We start from the raw sequence: 22,294 nt of genomic DNA, 5'->3' as shown, positions 1-22,294 counted from the left end.
CCTCTGGTATGTCAGTTGTACCGCCAGGTGCATGGCTGATTGGCTACGTTCGGGAGAGATAACCGCTGAAAGCATCTAAGCGGGAAGCTTGCTTCGAGATGAGATTTCCTTCCCCTTTTGTGGGGGTGAGGCTCCCAGGAGACTACTGGGTTGATAGGCTGGATGTGGTAGCGAGGACTGACGACTCGTGGAGCTGACCAGTACTAATAAGCCGATGATCTTCACACACACAACATGTCTTGCAGCCCCGTTTGGGGTGTGAATAGCAGCGTGTTTCGCGTCCACTGTACGGTTTTGGAACAACACCGTCCCACGACCATCTGGTTCCCGTTCGCGGGGTTGGTCGTGGTGGGTGGTAGGTTCGTGAACAGGTTTCCACGCGCACTGCGGTGTGTGGTGGTAGCAGGTTTGCGGTGGTTATAGCGTGAGGGAAACGCCCGGTCCCATCCCGAACCCGGAAGCTAAGGCTCACAGCGCCGATGGTACTGCACTCTGATGGGTGTGGGAGAGTAGGTCGCCGCCGCAATTATTTGTACGGAGAGAGGCTGATCGCTGACTCCTCGTCTTCACCGTGAGGGTGAGGATGGGTCGAGTCGCGGTCGGCCTCTTTTCGCATACCCAGATGCTTTTTGCCCCCCCTCCTGCTGAGTGGATACCTGATTGCGCTATAGGAGGCGATACCGCAATCAGGTATCCACTCGAACCAGGGGAGAGGGTCGGGCTCCTCCCGGGCCGAGTGGATACTCAATTGCGATATGAGTGGCCACAACGCAACTGGGGATCCACTCGCGAGGGAAAGGGGTGGGCAGACGGCGGGTTACTCGTCGGCGTCGGCGGCGTGGGCAGCTGCGTCCGAGTGGACGTGGCCCCGGTGGAGGTCCTGGAGCATTGCCTGGCGGGTCGCCTCGCGCTGCTCGTCGGTCTCCCCGTCGATCTCCCAGATCCTGTAGTCGCTCAGCATGGCCTCAGGGCGGGCGGTCACGAACAGGATCACCCCGGGGTAGCTGTCCAGGAGCTCGCGGACGATGTCGCGTCCCTCGCCATCGAGGCCCACGCTGATGTTCTCCAGCACCAAGAGGGGCGGCTGCCCGTGGAGCGCGCGGGCGAGCTTGAGACGGGTGACATCGGACGGAGACCACCCCGCCGCGTTGTTCTTCAGCTTGGTGCCCAGTCCTCGGTGGAGCCTGCCGACGCGCTTGCCCATGCCAACGCGTTCGAGCTCGCGGAGCACCTCGTCGTCGTCGCCTCCCGGTCGGCGGTAGGTCACGATCCGCCGGATGGAGCCCTGCTCGAGCGGGACGTCCAGGGAGGCGTAGCCCACCAGCTTCCGACGCTCCTTGCGGGGTGCACGGACATAGTCCTTGCCGTCGATCAGCACGTAGGCCCCGTCCTCATCCTGCGGGTTCGGGCTGTCCCCTACGAGCAGCAGCTGCTGGATGGCCTGGTGCGGGCGGGCGGAGTGCTCGGAGACCATGCGGATCCGATCGCCGGGCACGGCGTCGATGTCCGGCAGGGGCGTTCCGTGGACGGTGAGTCCGCGGACGCTGAGTCCTTCGTGGTCGTCGACGGCCTCGACAGCGCCCTGCTTCCAGGCCCGTTCCCGGCGCTGCTCGGCCCTGCGCAGCTGGATGGCCTCCTGGAGCACGGGAGCCAGGATGCGGCGGGCGGCCTTGTAGTTCTGCCGGTACTCGACCACGCGGCCCAGATCGGACATCGGCGTGGACATGATGCCGAGCAGCGTCATCACGGACGCCACACCGGCGGCGTCGGTCGCCCCGAGCATGGACAGCAGGACCACCACCACTGTGCACAGCGAGGCGGCGGTGACCGTCAGCGCGCGGATGAAGCCCGTGATGCGGGCGCGCTCGACGGCTGACTCCACCACCCGGCTCGAATTGCGGTCCACGGCGTTGAGCTCGCGGGAGACCGCGCCGGAGATCCTGATGGACGGTCCGGCGCGCACGGTGTCGGCGATGTGGGAGGACATCCGACCGCGCTGCCGTCGCAGGGAACGGGCGCGCTCGAACGCAGCACCGGAGAGCCGCGGGATGGCCGCAGCAGTCAGTGCCAGCGGCACGGTGACAGCCGCGCCAACGCGCCAGTCGATCACCCACAGCGCGGCGAGGACGACCAGCACCAGGGGAAGGCCCGTGGCCAGCGGGACGATGCCCTGGGCGATCCAGTTCCGAACTGCAGTGAGGTCGTTGGAGGCCCGGGTGACGATCGCCCCCAGCGACTTGTTGCCCCGCTCGCCCAGGATGGCCGAGGCGATGAGTCGCCGGCGCTGCTCGTAGACGTAGTCCTGCCCCACCTGCTCGGCTACGATGCGCTCCATCCACCGGGCCAGCCCGATGCCGAGCACGGACAGCACCAGCAGGAGCACCAGATCCCACTCCGGCTGCCGAGCCGAGAGCACACCGCCGACGCTCAGCGCCATGGCGATGGCGAACACAGCCTGCAGGACCCCGAGGACCACCAGGGACGCCAGGAGCCACCGGCGGCGTCCTCGCCATACAGGTGGCATTCGGGGATCCTCCTGCTGGGAGGACACGCGCTCAGTCAATCGGCGCTCCCGCGGCTCAGGCGGACTCAGCCGAAGCCGTCGGGTCGACGACGCGGCGCCGCTGCGGCTCGGCGCGCAGCGCGGTCGCCTCGAGCGGATCCTGGAGATCGAAGGTCCCCACGACGGGGACGTCGAAGGCGGAGAGGACCGAGTGCGCCTCGGTGGTGGCCAGAGGGGAGGAGGTCATGACCCCGGAGGCTGCCGAGACGCGCAGGCCGGCGTCGACCAGCTCGTGGACTCCGGCGCGAGCGCCGAGGGCATCCGTGGCGGCGAACATCACGTGGTCGATGGTCGCCTGGAAGGTCTCGTCGCGCAGCAGGCGAGCCGTCTCCTCCTGGTAGACGCCATCGGCGATCTCGACGACGACCACGTCCGTCTCAGCCTCGGTGAGAGCATCGACCAGGTTCACGGCCAGGGCGCGCAGCTGCTCCATGGGGGCGCGGAAGGTGGTGGGGAACCCGAAGTCGGTGAAGTCGAGGACCTTGGAGGCGCCGGCGTCGGCGTAGATCATGGGGTCGTTGCCCGCACCGGTGCCGGTGATCTTGCCGGCGCCGACCGTGAGGCCGCTGTTGACCAGTCCGTTGATCAGGCAGGCCATCATGGTCGACTTGCCGGAGTTCATGGAGGTGCCGAGGACGCCGATGACCTCCGGGCGCCCGGTGCGCTCACGCCGAGGCCCTGTCACCGGCTCGTTGAGGTACGGCGCAAAGCGCTCGATGGTGACGACGCCACTCTCATCCGCCAGGAGGCCCAGAGGGCGCAGTCGAGTGGGAGAGGACATCTTGTCGTGGGAGGCGGTCACCTGCCCGGCAATGCCGCCGGCCGCCACCAGATCCACGGGCTCCAGCGAGTCGGGGACATGGGCCAGGAACTGATCCGCCGCGTAGCGGTTGCCGTAGGCCACCATCACGAGCCGGCCCTCGAAGAGGATCGCCTTGCGCGACTCCGGGGTCTCGATGCGCTTGTGATTGCCGATGCGGGTGACCTCCGCGATCACGACGTCGCCGGCCTGCGGGTGGACGTCCACGCCGGAGAGCAGATGGAACCGGGCCGGGTCGTGGGCCACGGGGCTGGCCACGTGGCGGGTCGTGTAACTCGACTGGAAGCTCGCGGGCAGGGGATCCCGGACGATGCGGGTTTCATCGGTCATGGCGGTCTCGCTCGTCTCGTGGATGCGGGGCAGGGGCTGGGCGGTCATCTCGGGTCCTCTCGGCAGCGGAACGTCGTGAGCACGAGATAACCCGACGACGATGAGGTGCGGATGAACCGCGGATGAGGCAGCTCTCATCTGGCGCGGCCGACGGATCACGAAGCCCCATCCCAGGGAAGGGGCGGCGGCACCGTCCGGATGGTGGAGGCGCCGCCTCGATGAGAGGACGCGCCCGGGGCCCCTTCCCGGAAGGTGACAGAGCTGAAGCCCCGTCCCGCAGAGGGGACGGGGCCTCGAGCGGCAGCGGACGGTCTCAGGGCAGCAGACGAGATACCGGGGGAAGCTGCCGTCCCACCGGGAACAGCGGGAGGTAGGAGAACCCCGAGAGGTTGTACGTGAACCTGATCCCCATCGACAGGCGGATGCCCCAGTGCATGCCCAGGGCGGCCAGGGCGAAGACCTGGCCCGTGCGCCGGCCGGCCAGCGCGACCGGGGCCCCGAGCTCGACGAGCAGCGCCATCGCCGACAGCGCACCGAGCGGGCCTGCGCTGCGGTAGAGGACCCCTGCCAGGGCAGGGGCCTCGGAGCCGAAGACCTCCTTGCGGATCGCGTCGGTCGCGACCTGCTCCCGCAGCGTGCTCCCCGACGCCCACGCCCAGCCCTTGGGGCTGCGGACCTTGGCCACTCCCGAGAGGAAGTAGACGGCGACGGTCGCGATGTTCATGGCCGTGGCGGGAGCGCCGTAGGCGCGATCCAGGACTCTCGGTCGCTGAGGCGCACCGCGCAGGAGGCGATCCGCAGACAGCGCATCCGCTGTGGAGGACAGCCCCAGGATGACCTGGTGCATCGTGAGCTGGTTGTCGTTGTGCAGGATCATCCCCCAGGAGTTGCGGTAGGAGAGGGTCCACAGCTGCAGCAGTGAGTTCAGCGGCCCGGTGATCCGGTGCCCGAGTCCCAGCAGGGTCAGGGCGTTGGTGACCTGCGCGGCGTCGAACAGCGCGTCGGCCACGCGGGGCGGCAGCGGCGCACGCAGGACGCGGACCGGTCCCACCGGCGCGAACTGCTCCGGGTCCTGAGCGTGCAGGGAGCGGAACATCGGCCGACGACGGAGGTTGCGGAACGCGGAGAAGGCGCCGATGCCGATGCGCAGGACCGCAGGACGCAGGGGCTCCGCGGCGGGTATGAGCGTGTCGACGAGGCGGTGCAGGAACCTGCTTCGGGCGGTCATCGTGCGTCCTTCCTGAGGCGGCGGGTGGCGTCCTGGGCCGTCGCGGTCCCGCCCACGGCGCACCGGGCATGGATGGTCTCGGAGCGGGGGATGCGCTGCCCCGCGAAGTACTCGTCGAAGACGAAGCGGCTGCGCACGACCTCGACGCGCACGATCCTCGCCTCGCGCTCGATCCGGCGCATGGTCTCGATCTCGGTGGAGCCGCCGGCCTCCGGAAGCTGCGCCAGGGAGTCGGCGAAGCGCTGGGCGACCGGGACGGCCCTCCCGCTGCGGACATCCCGGGCGATCTGCTTGCGCACCTGGTTGAGGCCGCCGGCGCCGTAGTGCGAGTAGTGGGGCAGGATGCGCTCGCCGTCCTCGCTCAGGCCGATCACATGCGGGACGATCACCCGGCCCCTGCGGTCCTCGGAGAACATGGGGAAGGTCGACAGGGGGAACGAGTCCTGCTCCATCTTCTGGACGTTCACCGTCGACATGGGGCCGACGTAGTGGCGGACCGGAGACACCAGCACGGCGGCGAGCCCGGCCAGGCCGGCCAGACGCAGCAGATCTGCGCTTCGGAGGGGCGGGGCGGAGGGTGCGGTGGTGCGCATGGGTGTCTCCTGGGGCGTGGTGCGGCAGGCGGGTGAGCTGGGGAAGACGACTGCGGGGAGCAGGTCAGGTCGCGAGATCCGCCATGGCCGCGTGTGCGGCCCAGGCGCCTGGCATGCCGTGGACGCCGGCTCCCGGAGGGGCGGAGGAGGAGGCCAGGTACAGCCCGCGCGGTGCGAGCCGGTACGGGTCGAGGCTCGGGCGCGGCCGCAGCACGGACTGCAGGCCCGTCATGGCGCCGCCTGCCACGTCGCCGCCGATGAGGTTGGGGTTCCACTGCTCGAGGGCGGCGGGGTCCGTGCTGCGGCGTTCGAGGATGCGGTCGCGGAACCCGGGGGCGAAGCGCTCGATCTGGGACGCGATGCGCTCGGCGACCTCACCGGGGCGCCGCTCCACGTATCCCGCCGGCACATGGGCATAGGCCCACAGGACCACGCGTCCCTCGGCTGGGCCGTGTGCGCGCGACGGATCGGCCGCCTGCTGCTGGCACACCAATACGAACGGTCGTTCTGGTAGCCGTTCCCGGAAGACCTCGGACTCCGCGCGCACCAGCTCCTGAGCGGTGCCCGCGACGTGGACGGTGGTGGCCTCCGCGACGCGCGGATCGCTCCACGGCACTGGGCCGTCGAGGAGGAAGTCGACCTTGTAGGCGGCCGCCCCGTGGCGCCACCGGCCCAGCTGCTTCCGCACACGCGGCGGGATCTCCTCGGCGCCCGGCCCGCTCAGGCGCAGCACCTGCGAGGGCGTGAGGTTCAGCAGGACGGCATCGGCCTGCGGCAGCTCGCGCAGATCGGTGACCCAGTGACCGGTATGCACGCGGCCGCCGTGCGCTTCCAGAACGCTGAGCAGCGCCGCGACGACCGAGCCGGTGCCTCCGCGTGCCACTGGCCAGCCGCGCGTCATTCCCAGCGCCCCGAACAGGGTCCCGAACGCACCGGTGAGCGGCTGTCCCAGCGGCGTGATCGCATGAGCGGCCGAGCCCAGGAAGAGGGTGCGCGCGGCGTCGTCGCGGAACAGCGCGCGTGCCATCGCAGCGGCAGGGGGCGCAGAGCGCAGCCCGAAGCGCGCCATAGCCAGCGGGTGCTTCGGCCAGCGCAGCATGGGCCCCAGGATGTTCTCCAGGTGGGCGTCGAGGCCCTCGACGACGGGGGCGTGCAGAGCGCGCCAGGCGCGGGCGTCGCGTCCCAGGCCCTCAGCCGTGGAGGCGAGGTCCTGGTGGAGCAGCGCGGCCGGAGCGCCTTCAGCCGGATGCGCCATGGGATAGGCGCTGCGGACCCACTGAAGGCCGTGCTGCTCCAGGCGCAGGTCCCGGAACACCGGACTGGCGACGCCGAAGGGGTGCCCTGCGGCGCCCAGATCAACGATCGTGCCCTCGCCGAGCAGCGGGGCGGAGGCCGCCGCGCCGCCGGGATGCTCGCCGCCCTCGTAGACGTCGACCTCCCAGCCCTGACGGGCGAGCAGTGCAGCGGCCGTGAGGCCGTTGGGCCCCGAGCCCACGACAACGGCGCGGGGCGCAGCGTTGCTGCTGTGCCGACGGGCGGTCATGCCTCTCACCTCCGGTGGCGATCCGCAGGATGCGCGGGACCTGCTGTCCCTGGAGCGCGATGTCCCTCGACTATGGCCCACCGGGATGAAAGCCCGATGAGCGCGCAGCGCGAGGGCGAGATGCCGACGGCCGGGTGCCGATCGCTGCCGGTGAGGGCGCGACCGGCACCCGGCCGTCGGTGCGGGGTGCTGGAGCCCCTGACCTGCTCCGATGCCGCGCGGACGAGGAGCGGGTCAGGGGTGGGGATCAGGCGAAGGGCTGGGAGGCCTCGTTCAGCGCCGTGACCTCCGCATCCGTGAGCTCGAGCTCGGCGGCTGCGATCAGCGCCGGGAGCTGCTCGACCCGGGAGGCCGAGGCGATCGGGGCGGTGATGCCGCGGGCCAGCAGCCAGGCCAGGGCCACGGTGGGCATCTCGACGCCGCGATCAGCGGCGATGCGCTCCACGGCCTCGACCACGCGCAGGCCGTCCTCGGAGAAGTAGCCCTCGGCCATCCCGCCGCGCTGGGCACCCTCGAGATCGGCCTTCGTGCGGTACTTGCCGGTGAGGAAGCCTGCGGCCAGAGAGAAGTACGGGAACACGGCCGCGCCGTACTCGCGGGCGATGGGGGAGTAGTCCTGCTCGTATTCCTTGCGGAACACCAGGCTGTACTGCGGCTGGATCGCCACCGGGGCAGTGAGGCCCTCGCGGCGAGCGGTCTCGAAGAACTCGCGCATGCGCTGCGGCGAGTAGTTGGACAGCCCGTAGGTTCGCACCTTCCCGGACTGGACGAGGTCGTGGAACGTGCGGACCTGCTCGGAGATCGCCACGGACTCGTCGTCGTAGTGCGCGTAGTAGAGATCGATCTGATCGGTCTGCAGGCGCTGCAGCGATGCTTCCAGCGAGGCCTTGACGGTCTGATCGGCCAGGCCCTCGAAATCGGGGTGGGCGCCGGTCTTGGTGGCGATCAGCACGTTCTGGCGATTGCCGCGCGCGGCCAGCCAGCGGCCCAGCACGGTCTCTGACTCGCCTCCGGTGTGGCCCTCGGCCCACACCGAGTACATGTCTGCGGTGTCGATGAAGGTGCCGCCGGCGGCGACGAAGGAGTCCAGGACCTCGAACGAGCGCTGCTCGTCCGAGGTCCAGCCGAAGGTGTTGCCGCCGAGGTTCAGCGGGAGGAACTGGGCGTCGATGCCGGGGATGCGTGCGGATGCTGCCATGGGATGCTCCTTGATCGATGCGCCGGGCCGCAGGAACTTCGAGGGCCCGGAAGGGATGTCCTCCGCTTAACGCCTCATGGCCCGGGGGTTTATTCCGCTCGCTGTCGGGGCGGACCGTCGTCGGGCAGGAGCTGGGTGCCGCAGGGAGGACGCACGACGGCCCCGTCGGAGATCTCCGACGGGGCCGTGGGCGCTGAAGCGGGGCTCAGCCCTGCTGGTCGCGGTGCTGGGCGAGCACCCCGGTCTGCGTGTCAGGGGAGTCGATGATCTTGCCCGGGTTGAAGTTCTCGCTCGGATCAGCCGAGCGGAACAGTCCGCGCAGAAGCTCGACGCCCTCGGGGGAGACGTCCTGGTCCATCCAGGGGCTGTGCTCCGCACCGACGCCGTGGTGGTGCGACAGGGTGCCGCCGGCGTCGATGAAGGCCTGCTGGATCCGCGTCTTGACCAGGGCGTACTCGTAGTCGACGTTCTCGTCCGTGAAGGGGAACGCGAACGTGAAGTAGAGGCAGGCGCCCGTGTGGTACGAGTGCGACATGTGGCTCATGATCCAGCCCTTGAGCCCGAGCTCCTCGAACGCGGACTCGGCTGCCCGGTAGGCGGCCTTGTGCACGGCGGTCAGCCGGGACCAGGGGGCGGCCGTCTCGGAGACGTCGCCGATGATCTGCTGCTCGAGCAGGAAGTCGCGCAGGTACGGGGTGTCGAACTTCTTCTGGTCATACAGGGCCCCGGGTCCGGAGCCCAGCACGATCGCGCCGTTCGCCTTGGCGATGCCGGTCACTGCCTTGCGATGGCGGGCGACGTCCGCCTTGGTGCCCTCGAAGCAGACGTAGGCGATGCACATGGCCTGGGTGTCCCAGCCGCGCTTGCGCATGAACGCCCACAGAGCCTCCTGGCCCTTGGCCGCGATCTCCGACTTCCGGGAGGTGGGGGCCTTCTGCGTGGCCAGCGAGAACTCCGTCTCGCGGGCATCGGAGATGCGGGCGAAGGTCGTGGGGATCTCCGCCTCCTTGATCTGCCGGATGCCGTCCAGGCCCTGCTCCCAGGTGGGGAACATGTAGGCGATGACCTGGCGCGACGGGGCGATGCGATGGACCTGGACCCACAGCTCGGTGATGATGCCCAGGCGGCCCTCGGAGCCGATGAACATCTCCCGCAGCGACGGCCCCGTGGAAGTGGAGGGCAGCGGACGCAGCTTCACGGTGCCGCCGGGGCGCACCACGTTCATGCCGCGGATGATCTCGGCGATGTCGCCGTACTTGTCCGACTGCATGCCCGACGAGCGCGTGGCCGCCCAGCCGCCGACGGTGGAGTGCGTGAAGGAGTCCGGGAAGTGGCCCAGGGTCCAGCCGCGGGCGTTGAGCTGGTCCTCCATGTCCGGACCCAGCGTGCCTGCCTGGATGCGGGCGATGCAGGAGGTCTCGTCGATCTCGAGCACCTTGTTCATGCGGCCCAGGTCCACGGAGACCACCGTGCGGGTCTCCTCCGGGCGCGGCTGCAGGCTGCGCGAGATGCTGGTGCCTCCGCCGAACGGGATGAGCACGAGATCGCGCTCGACCGCCAGGCGGGTCACCGCGGCGACCTGCTGCTCATCGGCGGGGTAGACGACGACGTCGGGAAGGCGCTCGAAGCGGTTCTGCAGCGTCTTGACGATGTCCATCACGGCCTTGCCAGCCCAGTGCACCACGCGGTCGTGGTCATCGGTCACCGTGTGCTCGGCGCCGAGGATCGCGGTGAGCTCGGAGCGGATCTCCTCCGGCAGGCGGGTCTCGGGGACCTGGGCGGTGGCGAAGTCGACGGTGTCGATCTCGCGGGGGCGCAGATCGACGCCCACCGCCCGGCGCACGATCGGGGCGAAGGCCGGCTTGTTCTGCCAGTTGAAGAAGACGCCCTCTTCTCCCCAGCCCCACCACTTCATGTGCTTGACGTTCGGCATCGCTGCTCGTGCTCCTTCTGCTCGTGTGGTGCCCATCATCCTCCGGCGGCGCTGCCGCGTTCGTCAGGGCCGGGCGCGGCGGACCTTGCTGCCGGGCTCAGGCGGCGTCGGGGTCGTCGATCAGGGGGCGGTTCTGCGCGTACAGCGAGCGGACCGTTGCCTGGATCCGCTCGTTGAACGACGGAACGGACTCGTTCGGGCGGTGCCGCATGGGTTCACCCAGGGCCACGACGACCGGCGGGCGGCCCCAGCGCGGCCACGAGGAGCCCTTGGGCATGGCCTCGTGGGCGCCGATGAGGGCGACCGGCAGGACGGGGACCTCGAGGGACTGGGACAGCGCGGCCGCGCCCATCTTGAAGTCGCGCATGCGCCCGTCCTTGGAGCGGGTGCCCTCGGGGAAGATCAGCACGGGGATCCCGGCGGCGATCAGCTTCTTGGTCAGCCCGCGGTTGGCCCCGCTGCCCTTGCGGTCGACGGGGAAGGCGTTGAAGACCAGCTGCGTGAACAGCCGCTTGTGCCAGGCGGTGAAGAAGTAGTCGGCTGCCACGCCGGTGGCGACCTCGTGGCGCAGGTTGGGCGGCAGCGAGCTCATGATCATGGGGGCGTCGAGGTGGCTCGAGTGGTTGCACACCACCACGCACCCGCCGGAGAGCTGCTCCGCTCCCGGGGCCCGGACGACCCGGCGACGGACCGCGCGGTCGACCAGACCCCGGAAGAAGATGGTCTGCGCGATCGTGCGCGCCCGCCGACGGGACTGCCCGGTGAAGTCGGCGAGGCTGATGTGCGCCGAGGCCGCCGGGGGAGCCACGGGATCGGGGCCGCTGCGCTCCTCGCGCTGACCGTGGGAGTCGATGCTCTCCAGGACCGGCTCGTGCTCCGGATGCGTCCAGCCGTCCAGGCGCTGGCGCAGCTCGCGCGCCTCCCGGCTGGCGCGCTCCTGCGCGGCGCCCCACGGGGTGCTGCGCTGCCCGGCCTCGGCGGGATGCTGCGGCTGCGGCTCGGCCGCCTGGCCTGCCTCGGACTCTGATGCGCGCCGGTCGTGGTCCTGAGTGCTCATGCGTGCTTCCCCTGTCCAGCGCGGCGTCGGGAGGTGGAGCCGGAGGCCGCGGGCTCGGCCAGCGGAGTCTCATTGGCGCGAGAGCCCATCAGCATGCCCGAGCACTTGCGCACCACAGCGCGCGGGGCGAGCTTGGCTCCGAGCATGATCGCCTTGTAGCGCAGCGTGGGGATCGACACCACGCGGCCGCGGGCCAGGTCCTTGAGGGCCTCCTCGACCAGGTCGTCGGCCTGCAGCCAGAGGAAGTCGGGTATGGAGGAGCCGCTGATGCCCGCCCGGGCGTGGAACTCGGTGCGCACCCAGCCGGGCAGCAGCGCCATCACGCGCACGCCCGTGCCCTCCAGCTCCACGGCCAGGGACTCGGTGTAGGTAGTGCACCAGGCCTTGAGCGCGGAGTAGGGGCCCATGGTGACCTCGCCTGAGGTCGAGGAGACGTTGAGGATCCACCCCTCGCCGCGGGCGGTCATGGCGCGGGCGGCGGCCGAGGAGAGATCCAGGACGGCCTTGGCCATGACGTCTATGCCGCGGTGGTGCAGGTCCAGGCCCTCGGCCTGGTAGGTGCGCTTGACCGAGAAGCCGGCGTTGTTGACCAGCATGTCGATCGGTGCGCGCGGGTCCTCGATGCGCTCGGCGACGCGGGCGACGTCGTCGGCGTCGCTGAGATCGGCCTCGAGGGTCTCGACCTCGACCGCGTACTCCGCGCTCAGCCGCGAGGCGGTGGACTCGAGGCGCTCGGCGCCGCGGGCGACCAGGACGAGGCTGAATCCGCGGCGCGCCAGCGCCTCCGCGAACGCGGATCCGATGCCGGAGGTTCCGCCGGTGATCAGAGCAGTCATCATGGTGGACAGGTTACACTACGGTGAGCGTAGCGATTCAGAAGAGACGAGGCAGTCCCCTTGGCAGCAGCCGCAGCCCAGCCCCCGCTCGGATACCTGGCCCAGCACCGTTCCGGCAGGCTCTACAGCACCCCCGGGCAGCAGGGGGTCCTGTCCACGGACTTCTCCGTGCGGGAGTTCTTCCGGCGCGAGCGCGGAGCCTTCTCCTCGGATCTCGGGCTGGAGGAGTTCGAGGAGCGTCGACTGGATGACGACGTCCTGGAAGCCGTGCGCCACCTGTGGGACCTGCAACGCTCGACCACCGGCCGGCTGCGCGACCTGTTCGCCGGGTGGACCTCCAAGGAGGCTCGGATCGACGCCTTCCTGACCACCTGGGCCTATGAGAAGTTCTGGATCGCCGATGCCCTCAAGCGCGTGCTGCGTGCCCACGGAGCCCCCACTCCGCCCGAGGTCGAGCCGGACGACGATCTCCGCGGCCGCCTGGGTCGGCTCCTGGACCACGTCTATCCGATGACCGACTCCGTGTGGACGAACCTGCGCGGCGAGCGGATCGTGGCAGGGCAGATGGCCCGCGAGCTGTCCCGGGAGTCCACGGCGGCAGCACTGCTGCAGCGCCTGGGCGAGGTGGCCGATCACCCGGTCATCGACCGGCTGTGCCGGGAGTCCCTCGAGCGCACCGACGACTACATCGCGTTCTTCCGCGAGGAGGCCCGGACCCGGCTGCTGGCAGACGCCTCGGCCGCAGCGCCCGCCAGGCGCGCGCTCGGAATCGGCTACTCGCCGCTGGTGGCGCCGCGGATGTCGGCCCGCCGGGCTCGACGCGCCCTCGAGGTCCTGGCCCCGGGGGTGCGCGAGCGCCGGCAGCTGAGCAGCCGGGCCGATGCCCCGGTCCACTCCCTCCCCGGCCTGCGCGGGCCCGAGCCGCTGGCTGCGGCGCTGCGCAGCGGCCTGTGAGCCCTCGGCGGCCTGCGTGCCGAGCTGAGATGCCCATCACGAGGCCCGCGACTGTGCCTGTGACGTCCCCGTCGTCCGGCACACTGGTAGCTCCCAAGCCCCGTCCCTGACATCGCGCGGCAGGCGCCGCGCCCCTCGAGGCGGCCGACAGGCCGCCCCTGCACAAGGAGTCCTCTTGAGCGAGACCACCACCAAGCGCGTGCTGCTGACCGGAGCCACCGGCTTCCTCGGCCAGGCGGTCCTCGAGCGCCTGCTCTCCTCCGGAGCGGACGTGCACGTCACCGCCGTCATCCGACCCAAGGGCGAGATCACCGCACAGACCCGGCTCGGGCAGCTCTTCCGCAAGCCCGTCTTCAAGAACTGGCGCGCTGCTGTCGGCGACGACGAGGCCCGTCGGATCTTCGAGGAGCGCACCGATGTGCTCTCCGGCGATCTCTCCGCACTGAGCGAGATCCGCGAGCCGTTCGACGTCGTGATCCACTCGGCCTCGACCGTCTCGTTCGATCCGCCGATCGACGACGCCTTCAAGACCAACGTGGGCGGTGCGCTGAGCCTCTACGAGGCCCTGCGCGCCTCGGGCCAGGACCCCCACGTCATCCACGTCTCGACCTGCTACGTGGGCGGCATCGCCAAGGGCCTGCGCCCGGAGACGGCCGTGGACCACGACGTCGACTGGCGCCTGGAGCTCGACCACGCGATCGCCTCGCGCGCCGAGGCCGAGGCGGCCTCTCGGACCCCGGAGCAGCTGCACGCGTTCGTGGAGTCCGCGACCCGCACCGAGGGCAAGCAGGGCCCCAAGTCGGTGGCCGGCTCGGCGGAGGCCAGCCGCACCGGCTGGATCACCCAGCGCCTGGTGGATCTGGGCCGCACCCGCGCGCAGTCGCTGGGCTGGACCGACGTCTACACCTTCACCAAGGCCATGGGCGAGCGGGTGGCCGAGGACCTGTGGGCCGGTGACGGGCACCGCCTCTCGGTCGTGCGCCCGGCCATCATCGAGTCCTCCCTGCGCCACCCCTTCCCGGGCTGGATCGACGGCTACAAGGTCGCCGATCCGCTGATCATGGCCTACGCCAAGGGCGCGCTGCCCGAGTTCCCGGGCCTGCCGGACTCCGTGCTGGACGTGACCCCGGTGGACTTCGTGGTCAACGCGATCGTGACCCTCGCCCTGCAGGGCCACCGCGGGGAGGCCGAGGGGGAGCGCTCCCGGGCCGGGTACTACCAGATCTGCACGGGGGCCTCGAACCCGCTGCCGTTCCACAAGATGTACGAGTACGTCCGCGAGTACTTCCTCGAGCACCCGGTCGAGGGGCCGGACGGCAAGCCCGTGATCGTCCCCGAGTGGAAGTTCCCGGCCAACAACGGGGTGGAGAGCTCCCTGGCCGTGCGCGAGCGGCTGGTCGATCTGGGCGGGCGGCTCAACGAGCTGCTGCCTTCGACCAAGCGCACCCTGCAGTGGGCGAATCAGCTGCACAAGGCCCAGTCCGGGCTGGGGTCGCTGCGCACCTACGTGGATCTCTACCAGAACTACACGCGCACCGAGATGATCTTCGACGACTCCAGCACGCGTGCGCTCAACGCCCAGCGGCCGGAGGATGCCCCGGAGGACTCGTCCTTCGACCCCCGCGACATCGAGTGGCGCTCCTACTGGCAGCAGATCCACCTGCCTGCCCTCACGGAGATGACCAAGGCGTACTCGCGGGCCTCGGCGGCCCGGCGCAAGCGCACCGAGCGCCCGCGCCGGGAGCTCAAGCCGGGCACCGACGTCCTGGCCCTGTTCGACCTCGAGGGCACCGTGCTCGACTCCACTGTCGTGTCGCAGTACCTCGCCGTGCAGCGCAGGGTCGCGCCGTCGCGCGTCCCGAGCGACATCCTTGGCATGGTGCGCACCGTGCCCACCTACCTCAAGGCCGAGCGGCGCGATCGCGGTGAGTTCCTGCGCTCGTTCCTGCGCCGCTACGAGGGGCTCTCGGAGTCCTCGATCCGCGAGGCCGTCGACGGTCCTCTGGGCGAGCAGATGCTCGAGAAGCTGAACCCGGGGGCGCTGGCTCGCCTCGAGGAGCACCGCGCAGCAGGCCACCGCACCGTGCTGGTCACCGGCAGCCCGGAGCTGCTCGTCTCACCGGTCGCGGATCTGTTCGACGAGGTCGTGGCCTCCCGCATGGGCGTGCGCGACGGCGTGCTGACCGGCTACCTCGACACCCCGCCGCTGGTGGATGAGGCCCGTGCCCAGTGGCTCAAGCGCTACGCGCAGGATCACGGTCTGGACCTGTCCCGCTCCTTCGGCTACGGCGACTCCGTGGCCGATGCGGCGTGGCTCGGTCTGGTCGGGCACCCGGCCGCCGTGAACCCGGACATCCCCCTGTACCGCCTGGCCAAGCGCTCCCACTGGCCGATCGAAGACTGGAAGAGGCACTGATCGCATGGCATTCGACATCGACCGCTTCGCCGAGACCTCCCACCGCGTCGCGTGGGAGGACCTCGACATGGACAGCTTCCGCAGGAACCCCTTGCCGGAGTCGTCGCTGCGGGTGCTGCGCTACATGTGCGATGTCGAGTTCCACACCGTCTGCTACCTGCGCGATCTGCTGATCACCCCGTCGCACCACGACGAGGACGTCTCCGCGTTCATGACCATGTGGAACCGCGAGGAGTTCTGGCACGGCGAGGCGCTGGCGGAGGTGCTGGGGCTGCACGGAATCGTCGTGGACTACGACGAGATCAAGGCCAAGCGCGTGAAGCTGGGCTGGGCGGAGGCGCTCAAGCCGCTGAAGCAGTCGCTGCTGTCCGCGCTGATCGGCCACGACTTCGTGGCCACGCACATGACCTGGGGCGCTGCGAACGAGTATTCGGCGGTGGCGGCCTACAAGCGGATGGCCGCGATCGAGAGCCACCCCGTGCTCTCGGAGCTGCTCGTGCGCATCGCCCGTCAGGAGTCGCGCCACGTGGCCTTCTACTCCACCCAGGCCCGGCAACGACTGGGGGATTCCGTCAAGGCCCAGCGCATCACCCGGCTCGCGCTGCGCAGCGCCTGGCGCCCGGTGGGCTCCGGCGTGATGAGCGATGAGGAGGTCCGCCACGTGATGGGCCACCTCTTCGCCGGCGAGGAGGGGCGTGCGGAGATGCGCAAGCTCGACGCCAACATCGCCCGCCTGCCGGGCATGGAGGGGCTCACCCTGTTCCAGGATGTCATCGGGCATGCCGAGCCCGCAGATCAGGAGACCGCCGGGCCCGGCGAGGCGGAGTCTGCCCAGCGGCAGGTCGCATGAGCTCGCAGCGGCAGGAAGCCTCGGCAGGGCCGGCGCGGGGGCGCGCTGCCACGACGGATCGCAAGATCGTCGCGGCAGTCCTGTCGCTGCTCGTGCATGAGGGCCCGGGACGGGTCTCCATCGAATCGGTCGCGGCCGAGTCCGGGGTGGCCAAGACCTCGATCTACCGCCGCTACGCCAATACCGAGGCCATGGTCGAGGACGTCCTGGAGCGCAGCGGCGACAGCCTCGCACCGCGGCCCCTGGAGATCCCCCAGGACGGGCAGTGGACCCAGCGGCAGTGGACCGAGGCTCTCGATGCCGCGGTGCGATCGCTGGTCCTCGATCTCGGGACGGGCACGGCAGTCGCACTGCTGTCCCAGCCGACCTCCGAGGTGGCCCGGATCCTGCGATTGCACCTGGTGCGGCCCAGGATCGAGCAGCTGCACCGGCTGCTGCAGCTGCAGGTCGAGGCGGGGCGGCTGCGCTCCGATCTCGATCTGGAGGTCGTGATCGACTTCGTGCTGGGCTCCGCCTATGCGCGTCTGGCGCGGGAAGGGGAGCTCGGCGCCGACTGGGCGCAGCGGGTGCGCGATGCCCTGCTGGGCCAGCTCGGACAGGACTGAGCACCCGCGGATCCGGGAGGCCTCAGAGCCTCATCTGCTCATCGGGCCTGCGCCGCAGCTGGGACTCCAGGTAGTCCTTCGTGGCGACCTCGGTCGGGACGTCGTGCTTCTGCCGCTCGGAGAGGAACCAGCGGTGCTCCAGCACCTCGTGGACGATCTCGGCGGGCTCGCGCTTGGCGCGCAGCTCCGCGGGGACCGCCTGCATCATGGGCGAGAAGACCTCCTGCTTCCACAGGCTGGCGGTCATGTCGTCGGGCAGCCCCGGGTACAGGGCGCGGCCGAACTGGCGGATGTCCGTGAGGATGCGCCGCGCCTGGTTCTCCCGGGCGTGCAGACCGGTCAGGTTCAGCAGCTCCCGGGTGTGGTGCCCCGGCTCGACCACGCGGGGGATCAGGCGCACCACGCCGTCGTCGTCGGTGTCCAGCGAGGCCTCCTCCACATCGAAGCCGAGGTCCTGGAGGCGCTGCACGCGCTCCGCCACGCGCCACTTCTGCTCGTGAGGGAAGCGCTCCTCTCCGGTGAGCTCCTCCCACAGGGAGTCGTAGGTCTCCGAGAGCCGGTTGGCGGTGGCGAACGGGTCCACCGGGGTCGAGGCGGTGGCCTCGGCCGGGAGCACCGTCAGCGCCTGAGTGGCGGCCGCCGGCTCGTAGCCGGGCCCGGAGTGCGTGCCGCGGTCCTCGGGGTCGATCTGATCGTCGCCGCGCAGGTCCTCATGGATGTCTGCGGGGTCCTCGTCCTGCTCGAAGGCCGCCAGCAGGTCCATGAGCTCCCCGGCCACATTGGTCGTGGCCAGGTCCAGGTCGTAACGTCGCTGGCCGTCCGTCAGCCGCGGGTGCAGCTCGCCGGTCTCCGCATCCACCAGGCATGCCGCGAAGGCCCCGGCATCGCGCAGGAACAGGGTGTTCGACAGGGAGGCGTCCCCCCAGTAGAAGCCGGCCAGGTGCAGCTGGACCAGCAGCAGCGCCAGGGCATCCACGAGCTTGTTTGCGATCTCGGGGTCCGGATTATCCGAGAACAGCACCCGGTAGGGCAGGGAGAAGGCCAGATGCTCCGTGAGCAGCACCGCAGGCAGCTCGGAGCCGTCCGGCGCACGTCGATCGGTGACCACGGCGACCGGCACGACCGACGGCGTGCCCATGTGCCGCAGCTGGCGCAGGACCTCGTACTCCCGCGAGGCATTGCGGGCCGTGGTCTCCTTGGCGGCCAGGACGCGCTCGCCCACCCGGGCGAAGCGCACGACGTGACGGGAGATGCCCCGGGGGTAGGCCACCAGGACGTCCTCGGGCCACTCGGCCAGCGGTACCTGCCACGGCAGATCCAGCAGCTCGGGCTGGGGGAAGCCGGTCTGGATCGACACGCGGCGCGCGGAGCCGTGCGTCTCGGGAGGGGCGGTGGGGGACTCCGACATGGAACAAGATCCTACTGGTCAATCGGCAGCCATTGAGATGACGCCGGCGCTGCGCACACCACCTGGTCTGCGCGTGTCGCGCGTCACGTAGTGGGCTGAGCATTTAGTCTGAGTCTCCTGCAGCCTGGATTCGGGTATGCACCGTCCCAGATCGGACCGGAGATCACTGTGGAGCGAACGCCGTACCCGAGACACTTGGCTGCGACTGGACAGCGTCCTGACCGACGTCTGACGCGCCGGGCCCTGCTGGGCGGAGGCCTGGGTCTGGGTGCTCTCGGGGCGCTGAGCGCCTGCACTGAATCGGGCGCCGGTCTGGGACTCGGTGCAGGAACGCTGAAGATCCAGGCCGGTGACGACGAGATCCCCGGCCTGCGGCGCATCGCCGAGGGATTCACGCAGCAGACGGGCGTGAACGTCGAGTACATCCAGCGTGAGATCAACGCCGACTCGATCTCGGACTTCATCGCGCAGTCGCCCATGGGCCAGGCCCCGGACATCATCATCTCCCCGCATGACAATCTCGGGCAGCTGGCCACGAACGGCGTCGTGGCATCGGTCGAGTTGGGCGACCGGGCGCAGGACTTCACGGACAACGCTCTGACCGCCGTCGTCTTCGACGGGGTGTCCTACGGGGTGCCCTATGCCGTGGAGTGCGTGGCGCTGATCCGCAACGATCAGATCACCGACGCGCAGCCGGAGTCCTTCGACGAGCTGCGGCGGATCGGCCGGCGGCTGATGCAGGAGCAGGGGCTGAGCTATCCGCTGGCGGTCTCCCAATCGCCCACCTCGGGAGATCCGTACCACCTCTACCCGCTGCAGACCTCATTCGGCGCGGAGGTCTTCCACCGGACCGAGGACGGCGAATACCTGCCCGAGCTGACCATGGGCGGCTCGGAGGGCGAGGCCTTCGCCGACTACCTGGCCGAGCTCGGGGAGGCGGGCGATGTGCAGACCTCGATGACTCCCGACATCGCCTCTGAGGCGTTCCTCAACGGAGAGTCGCCCTTCCTGATCGGAGGGCCGTGGGAGCTCGCGGCGATCGAGGCGGCCGGGATGAGGTGCACCGTGCTCCCCGTGCCGCCAGCCGGTGACCAGCCCGCTCGGCCCTTCGCCGGAGTCCAGGCGCTGTTCGTCAACGCCCACGCGGCGAATCCGGTCGCCGCACATGACTTCGTGACCAACTGGCTGCCCACCACCGAGGCGCAGACCGCCCTCTACGAATCCACAGGGCGGCCTCCGGCCTCCGTCTCCGCCGTCGAGGCGATGGACGGCGATCCCCTGCGCACCGAGTACGCCAGGATCGCCGACGAGCTGGCGCTGCCCATGCCGTCGATCCCGGCCATGGGAGCGGTGTGGAGCTTCTGGGGCACCACGGAGAACGCCATCCTGGACGGACGCGCGGAGCCCGGACCCCAGTGGCAGTCCATGATCGAGAGCATCGAGGGGCAGATCTGATGACTGAGCAGGTGAAGGCTCCGGAGACGGGCTCCGAACTGGGTTCGAAGCCCCCGCGACGCTCCCACACCCGGGGCTTCGGCGCCGGATTCCTGGTCAAGCTCGCCCTGATGGGGCTGGTCAACGCGTTCGGCCTCTATGGGATCGTGGCCTCCGCCACGGTCGGCAGCTGGGCGATCTGCCTCTTCCTGGTTCTCGCGCTGGTCATCGCCGACCTGATCTACTTCGTCCCCTCCCGGCGGATGCTCCCGGGCAAGTACCTGTTCCCCGGGCTGCTGATGCTCGTGGTCTTCCAGGTCTTCGTCATCCTCTACACGGGCATGACTGCGTTCACGAACTACGGCGACGGGCACAACGGCTCCAAGGACGAGGCGATCGCCCAGCTGACCCGCACCTACGAGCAGCGCGTGGAGGGCTCGCCCGAACGTGCTGTGACCGTGCTGCGCAGCGACGACGGCGACCTCGCCCTGGCGGTTGTCGAGGACGAGGAGGTGCTGATCGGCACGGCCGATCAGCCGCTGGCTGCTGAGGACTCTGCCCAGACGGACGGGGATCGGGTCACAGCTGCGGATGGCTACGAGGTGCTGGACTACGCGGGCGTCGTCTCGGCCTCGGAGGACCTGGAGCAGCTTCGCGTCCCGGTCTCGGGAGATCCGGATGACGGCTCGCTGCGGACCGAGGACGGGAGGACCGCCTATGCCTGGGAGCCGACGCTGAGCTACGACGAGGACACAGGCTCCATGGTCGCCGAGGACGGCACGGTGTACAGCGACTCCGGTGAGGGCTCGTTCGTCTCGGAGGCGGGCGAGGAGCTGCGTCCGGGGTGGCGGGAGTTCGTGGGATTCGAGAACTTCGCGGCGATCTTCGACCCCGAGATCCTGGGCGGGCCGTTCGTATCCGTGACGCTGTGGACCTTCGCCTTCGCCATCCTGTCGGTCGCGCTCACCTTCTTCCTGGGGCTGCTGCTGGCGATGCTGCTCAACGACCCCCAGCTGCGCGGACGCGGCTTCTACCGTGCGATCCTCTTCCTTCCCTATGCCTTCCCCATGTTCCTCTCGGCGCTGATCTGGGCCGGCCTGCTGAACACCGACTACGGATGGATCAACCAGGTGCTGCTCGGGGGCGCAGGGGTGCCCTGGCTGGAGAACGCCTGGCTGGCGCGAGGCTCGGTCCTGCTGGTGAACCTGTGGCTGGGCTTCCCGTACATGTTCCTGATCTGCTCCGGGGCCCTTCAGGCGATCCCCTCCGAGATCTACGAATCGGCTTCGACCGACGGTGCGGGCCCGGTGCGTCGCTTCCGCTCGATCACGCTGCCGATGCTCATGGTGGCGGTGGGCCCGCTGCTGATCGCCTCCTTCGCCATGAACTTCAACAACTTCAACGTGATCTACCTGCTCACCGGCGGCGGGCCCGTGGACCTCGAATCCACGACGGGGGTCGGCGGGACGGACATCCTGATCACGTTCGTCTATAAGATCGCGTTCGCGGGCGGCACCAATGACTACGGTCTGGCGGCGGCCCTGTCGATCCTGATCTTCCTCATGGTCGCGCTCATCTCGCTGCTGACCTTCCGTCGCTCCCAGGCTCTCGAGGAGATCAACTGACATGGCCAGCACCGCAGGGTCTCGCACCCCTCGTCGTCGTCGCAGCGCCCGTGCACGCTCGAATGCCTGGTGGCGCCATCTCGCCGCCGTGGCCATGTGCGTGTTCGCGCTGTTCCCGCTCGTCTACGCCCTGTCGGCCTCGCTGTCGGCTTCGGGGTCGTTGGTGGGCTCGAATCAGCTGTTCGCCACCGTCACCGATGCGAACTACAGGCAGCTGTTCTCCGATCCGCAGAATCCGTTCCCGCGCTGGTTCCTCAATTCCATGATGGTCTCCACGATCACAGCGATCGGCACGGTGCTCATGGGGGCGGCGGCGGCCTATGCGTTCTCCCGGTTCCGCTTCCGGGGCAGACGCCAGGGGCTCATGGCACTGCTGATCATCCAGATGTTCCCCCAGCTGCTGGCCTTCGTGGCGATCTTCCTGCTCCTGTTCGCGATCTCCGAGGTCTATCCGGTCCTGGGACTGAACTCCCGCTTCGGTCTGATCGCTGTGTACCTGGGCGGGGCTCTGGGCGCGAACACGTTCCTGATGTTCGGGTTCTTCAACACCGTCCCGCGGGACCTCGACGAAGCCGCGACTCTGGATGGGGCCAGCCATGCCCAGATCTACTGGCGGATGATCCTGCCGCTCGTGACGCCGATCATCGTGGTCGTCGGCATGCTCTCCTTCATCGCGTCGTTCTCCGACTTCCTGCTGGCGCAGATCGTCCTGCAGGATCCTCGCCAATACACGCTCGCGGTGGGCCTCTACCAGTTCGTCTCGGTCGAGTTCGGGGCGGACTGGGGAGTCTTCACGGCAGGAGCCGTGCTCTCGGCGCTGCCAGTCGTGCTGCTGTTCCTCTTCCTGCAGCGCTACATCGTGGCCGGACTCACCGGCGGGGCCGTCAAGGGCTGAGCAGAT

Annotated in this window: 17 protein-coding genes and 2 rRNA genes; 9 read left to right on the top strand and 10 right to left on the bottom strand. The window is 69.6% G+C overall.

Annotated features, from left to right (window positions below; genetic code table 11):
- Together FFS25_RS04755 and rrf are read left to right on the top strand one after the other, a co-directional pair.
- Nucleotides 1-228, top strand: a 23S ribosomal RNA gene (locus tag FFS25_RS04755); the annotation flags it as partial.
- A gap of 181 nt (nt 229-409) precedes the next feature.
- A 5S ribosomal RNA gene (gene rrf / locus FFS25_RS04750) occupies nt 410-526 on the top strand.
- Between the two features lie 291 nt (nt 527-817).
- Here rrf and FFS25_RS04745 read toward each other — a convergent pair.
- From FFS25_RS04745 to FFS25_RS04705, 9 genes are all read right to left on the bottom strand, one after another.
- Nucleotides 818-2,524 carry an ABC transporter ATP-binding protein gene (locus FFS25_RS04745; protein WP_137802107.1) on the bottom strand — a complete coding sequence of 569 codons (1,707 nt, stop codon included), beginning with the start codon at nt 2,522-2,524 and terminating at the stop codon, nt 818-820.
- Between the two features lie 55 nt (nt 2,525-2,579).
- A complete protein-coding gene (locus FFS25_RS04740; RefSeq protein ID WP_137802106.1) occupies nt 2,580-3,761 on the bottom strand; it encodes a DUF1611 domain-containing protein in 1,182 nt (393 codons plus the stop codon).
- A 265-nt stretch (nt 3,762-4,026) separates the two neighbouring features.
- The gene (locus FFS25_RS04735; protein WP_249933776.1) at nt 4,027-4,941 is read right to left on the bottom strand and encodes an HTTM domain-containing protein; all 915 of its coding nucleotides are present in this window, start codon (nt 4,939-4,941) and stop codon (nt 4,027-4,029) included.
- Nucleotides 4,938-5,534, bottom strand: coding sequence for a hypothetical protein (locus FFS25_RS04730; protein ID WP_137802104.1), 597 nt, complete (start codon nt 5,532-5,534; stop codon nt 4,938-4,940). Before FFS25_RS04730 ends, FFS25_RS04735 begins: the two co-directional genes overlap by 4 nt.
- 64 nt (nt 5,535-5,598) lie before the next feature.
- The gene (locus FFS25_RS04725; protein WP_137802103.1) at nt 5,599-7,077 is read right to left on the bottom strand and encodes a phytoene desaturase family protein; all 1,479 of its coding nucleotides are present in this window, start codon (nt 7,075-7,077) and stop codon (nt 5,599-5,601) included.
- Nucleotides 7,078-7,324: 247 nt separating this feature from the next.
- Complete coding sequence (locus FFS25_RS04720) at nt 7,325-8,275, bottom strand: aldo/keto reductase (protein ID WP_137802102.1); 951 nt, start codon at nt 8,273-8,275, stop codon at nt 7,325-7,327.
- Nucleotides 8,276-8,480: 205 nt separating this feature from the next.
- Nucleotides 8,481-10,208, bottom strand: coding sequence for an FAD-binding oxidoreductase (locus FFS25_RS04715; RefSeq protein WP_058871464.1), 1,728 nt, complete (start codon nt 10,206-10,208; stop codon nt 8,481-8,483).
- 97 nt (nt 10,209-10,305) lie between these two features.
- Complete coding sequence (locus FFS25_RS04710; RefSeq protein ID WP_137802101.1) at nt 10,306-11,265, bottom strand: lysophospholipid acyltransferase family protein; 960 nt, start codon at nt 11,263-11,265, stop codon at nt 10,306-10,308.
- Nucleotides 11,262-12,104, bottom strand: coding sequence for an SDR family NAD(P)-dependent oxidoreductase (locus FFS25_RS04705; protein ID WP_006215609.1), 843 nt, complete (start codon nt 12,102-12,104; stop codon nt 11,262-11,264). Before FFS25_RS04705 ends, FFS25_RS04710 begins: the two co-directional genes overlap by 4 nt.
- A 57-nt stretch (nt 12,105-12,161) precedes the next feature.
- On the opposite strand from FFS25_RS04705, the gene FFS25_RS04700 reads away from it, so the two are divergent.
- The 4 genes from FFS25_RS04700 (at nt 12,162) to FFS25_RS04685 (ending at nt 16,926) form a co-directional block, all read left to right on the top strand.
- The gene (locus tag FFS25_RS04700; protein WP_137802100.1) at nt 12,162-13,055 is read left to right on the top strand and encodes a hypothetical protein; all 894 of its coding nucleotides are present in this window, start codon (nt 12,162-12,164) and stop codon (nt 13,053-13,055) included.
- 175 nt (nt 13,056-13,230) lie between these two features.
- Complete coding sequence (locus tag FFS25_RS04695) at nt 13,231-15,471, top strand: HAD-IB family hydrolase (RefSeq protein ID WP_137802099.1); 2,241 nt, start codon at nt 13,231-13,233, stop codon at nt 15,469-15,471.
- A 4-nt stretch (nt 15,472-15,475) separates the two neighbouring features.
- Nucleotides 15,476-16,321, top strand: a complete 846-nt coding sequence (locus FFS25_RS04690) for a ferritin-like domain-containing protein (protein ID WP_058871461.1) — start codon at nt 15,476-15,478, stop codon at nt 16,319-16,321.
- Nucleotides 16,318-16,926: a TetR/AcrR family transcriptional regulator gene (locus tag FFS25_RS04685; protein ID WP_006215605.1), complete on the top strand. Its 609-nt coding sequence runs from the start codon at nt 16,318-16,320 to the stop codon at nt 16,924-16,926. Before FFS25_RS04690 ends, FFS25_RS04685 begins: the two co-directional genes overlap by 4 nt.
- Before the next feature lie 22 nt (nt 16,927-16,948).
- Here FFS25_RS04685 and FFS25_RS04680 read toward each other — a convergent pair whose 3' ends face one another.
- On the bottom strand, nt 16,949-18,334 hold the full coding sequence (locus tag FFS25_RS04680) for a DUF4032 domain-containing protein (protein ID WP_137802098.1): 1,386 nt from the start codon (nt 18,332-18,334) through the stop codon (nt 16,949-16,951).
- Between the two features lie 195 nt (nt 18,335-18,529).
- Between FFS25_RS04680 and FFS25_RS04675 the strand changes: the two genes are divergently transcribed.
- Genes FFS25_RS04675 through FFS25_RS04665 form a run of 3 tightly spaced genes read left to right on the top strand, consistent with a single transcriptional unit; the run spans nt 18,530 to nt 22,288 of the window.
- Nucleotides 18,530-19,789: a sugar ABC transporter substrate-binding protein gene (locus FFS25_RS04675; protein WP_249933775.1), complete on the top strand. Its 1,260-nt coding sequence runs from the start codon at nt 18,530-18,532 to the stop codon at nt 19,787-19,789.
- Nucleotides 19,789-21,393, top strand: a complete 1,605-nt coding sequence (locus FFS25_RS04670) for an ABC transporter permease subunit (protein ID WP_058871458.1) — start codon at nt 19,789-19,791, stop codon at nt 21,391-21,393. The genes FFS25_RS04675 and FFS25_RS04670 overlap by 1 nt, the downstream gene beginning before the upstream one ends.
- A gap of 1 nt (nt 21,394) precedes the next feature.
- Nucleotides 21,395-22,288: a sugar ABC transporter permease gene (locus tag FFS25_RS04665; protein WP_137802096.1), complete on the top strand. Its 894-nt coding sequence runs from the start codon at nt 21,395-21,397 to the stop codon at nt 22,286-22,288.
- Nucleotides 22,289-22,294: the final 6 nt, after the last annotated feature.

The organism is Kocuria sp. 2SI (assembly GCF_005502825.1).
GTDB lineage: Bacteria > Actinomycetota > Actinomycetes > Actinomycetales > Micrococcaceae > Kocuria > Kocuria palustris.
This window is presented reverse-complemented; position numbering and strand designations above follow the sequence as displayed.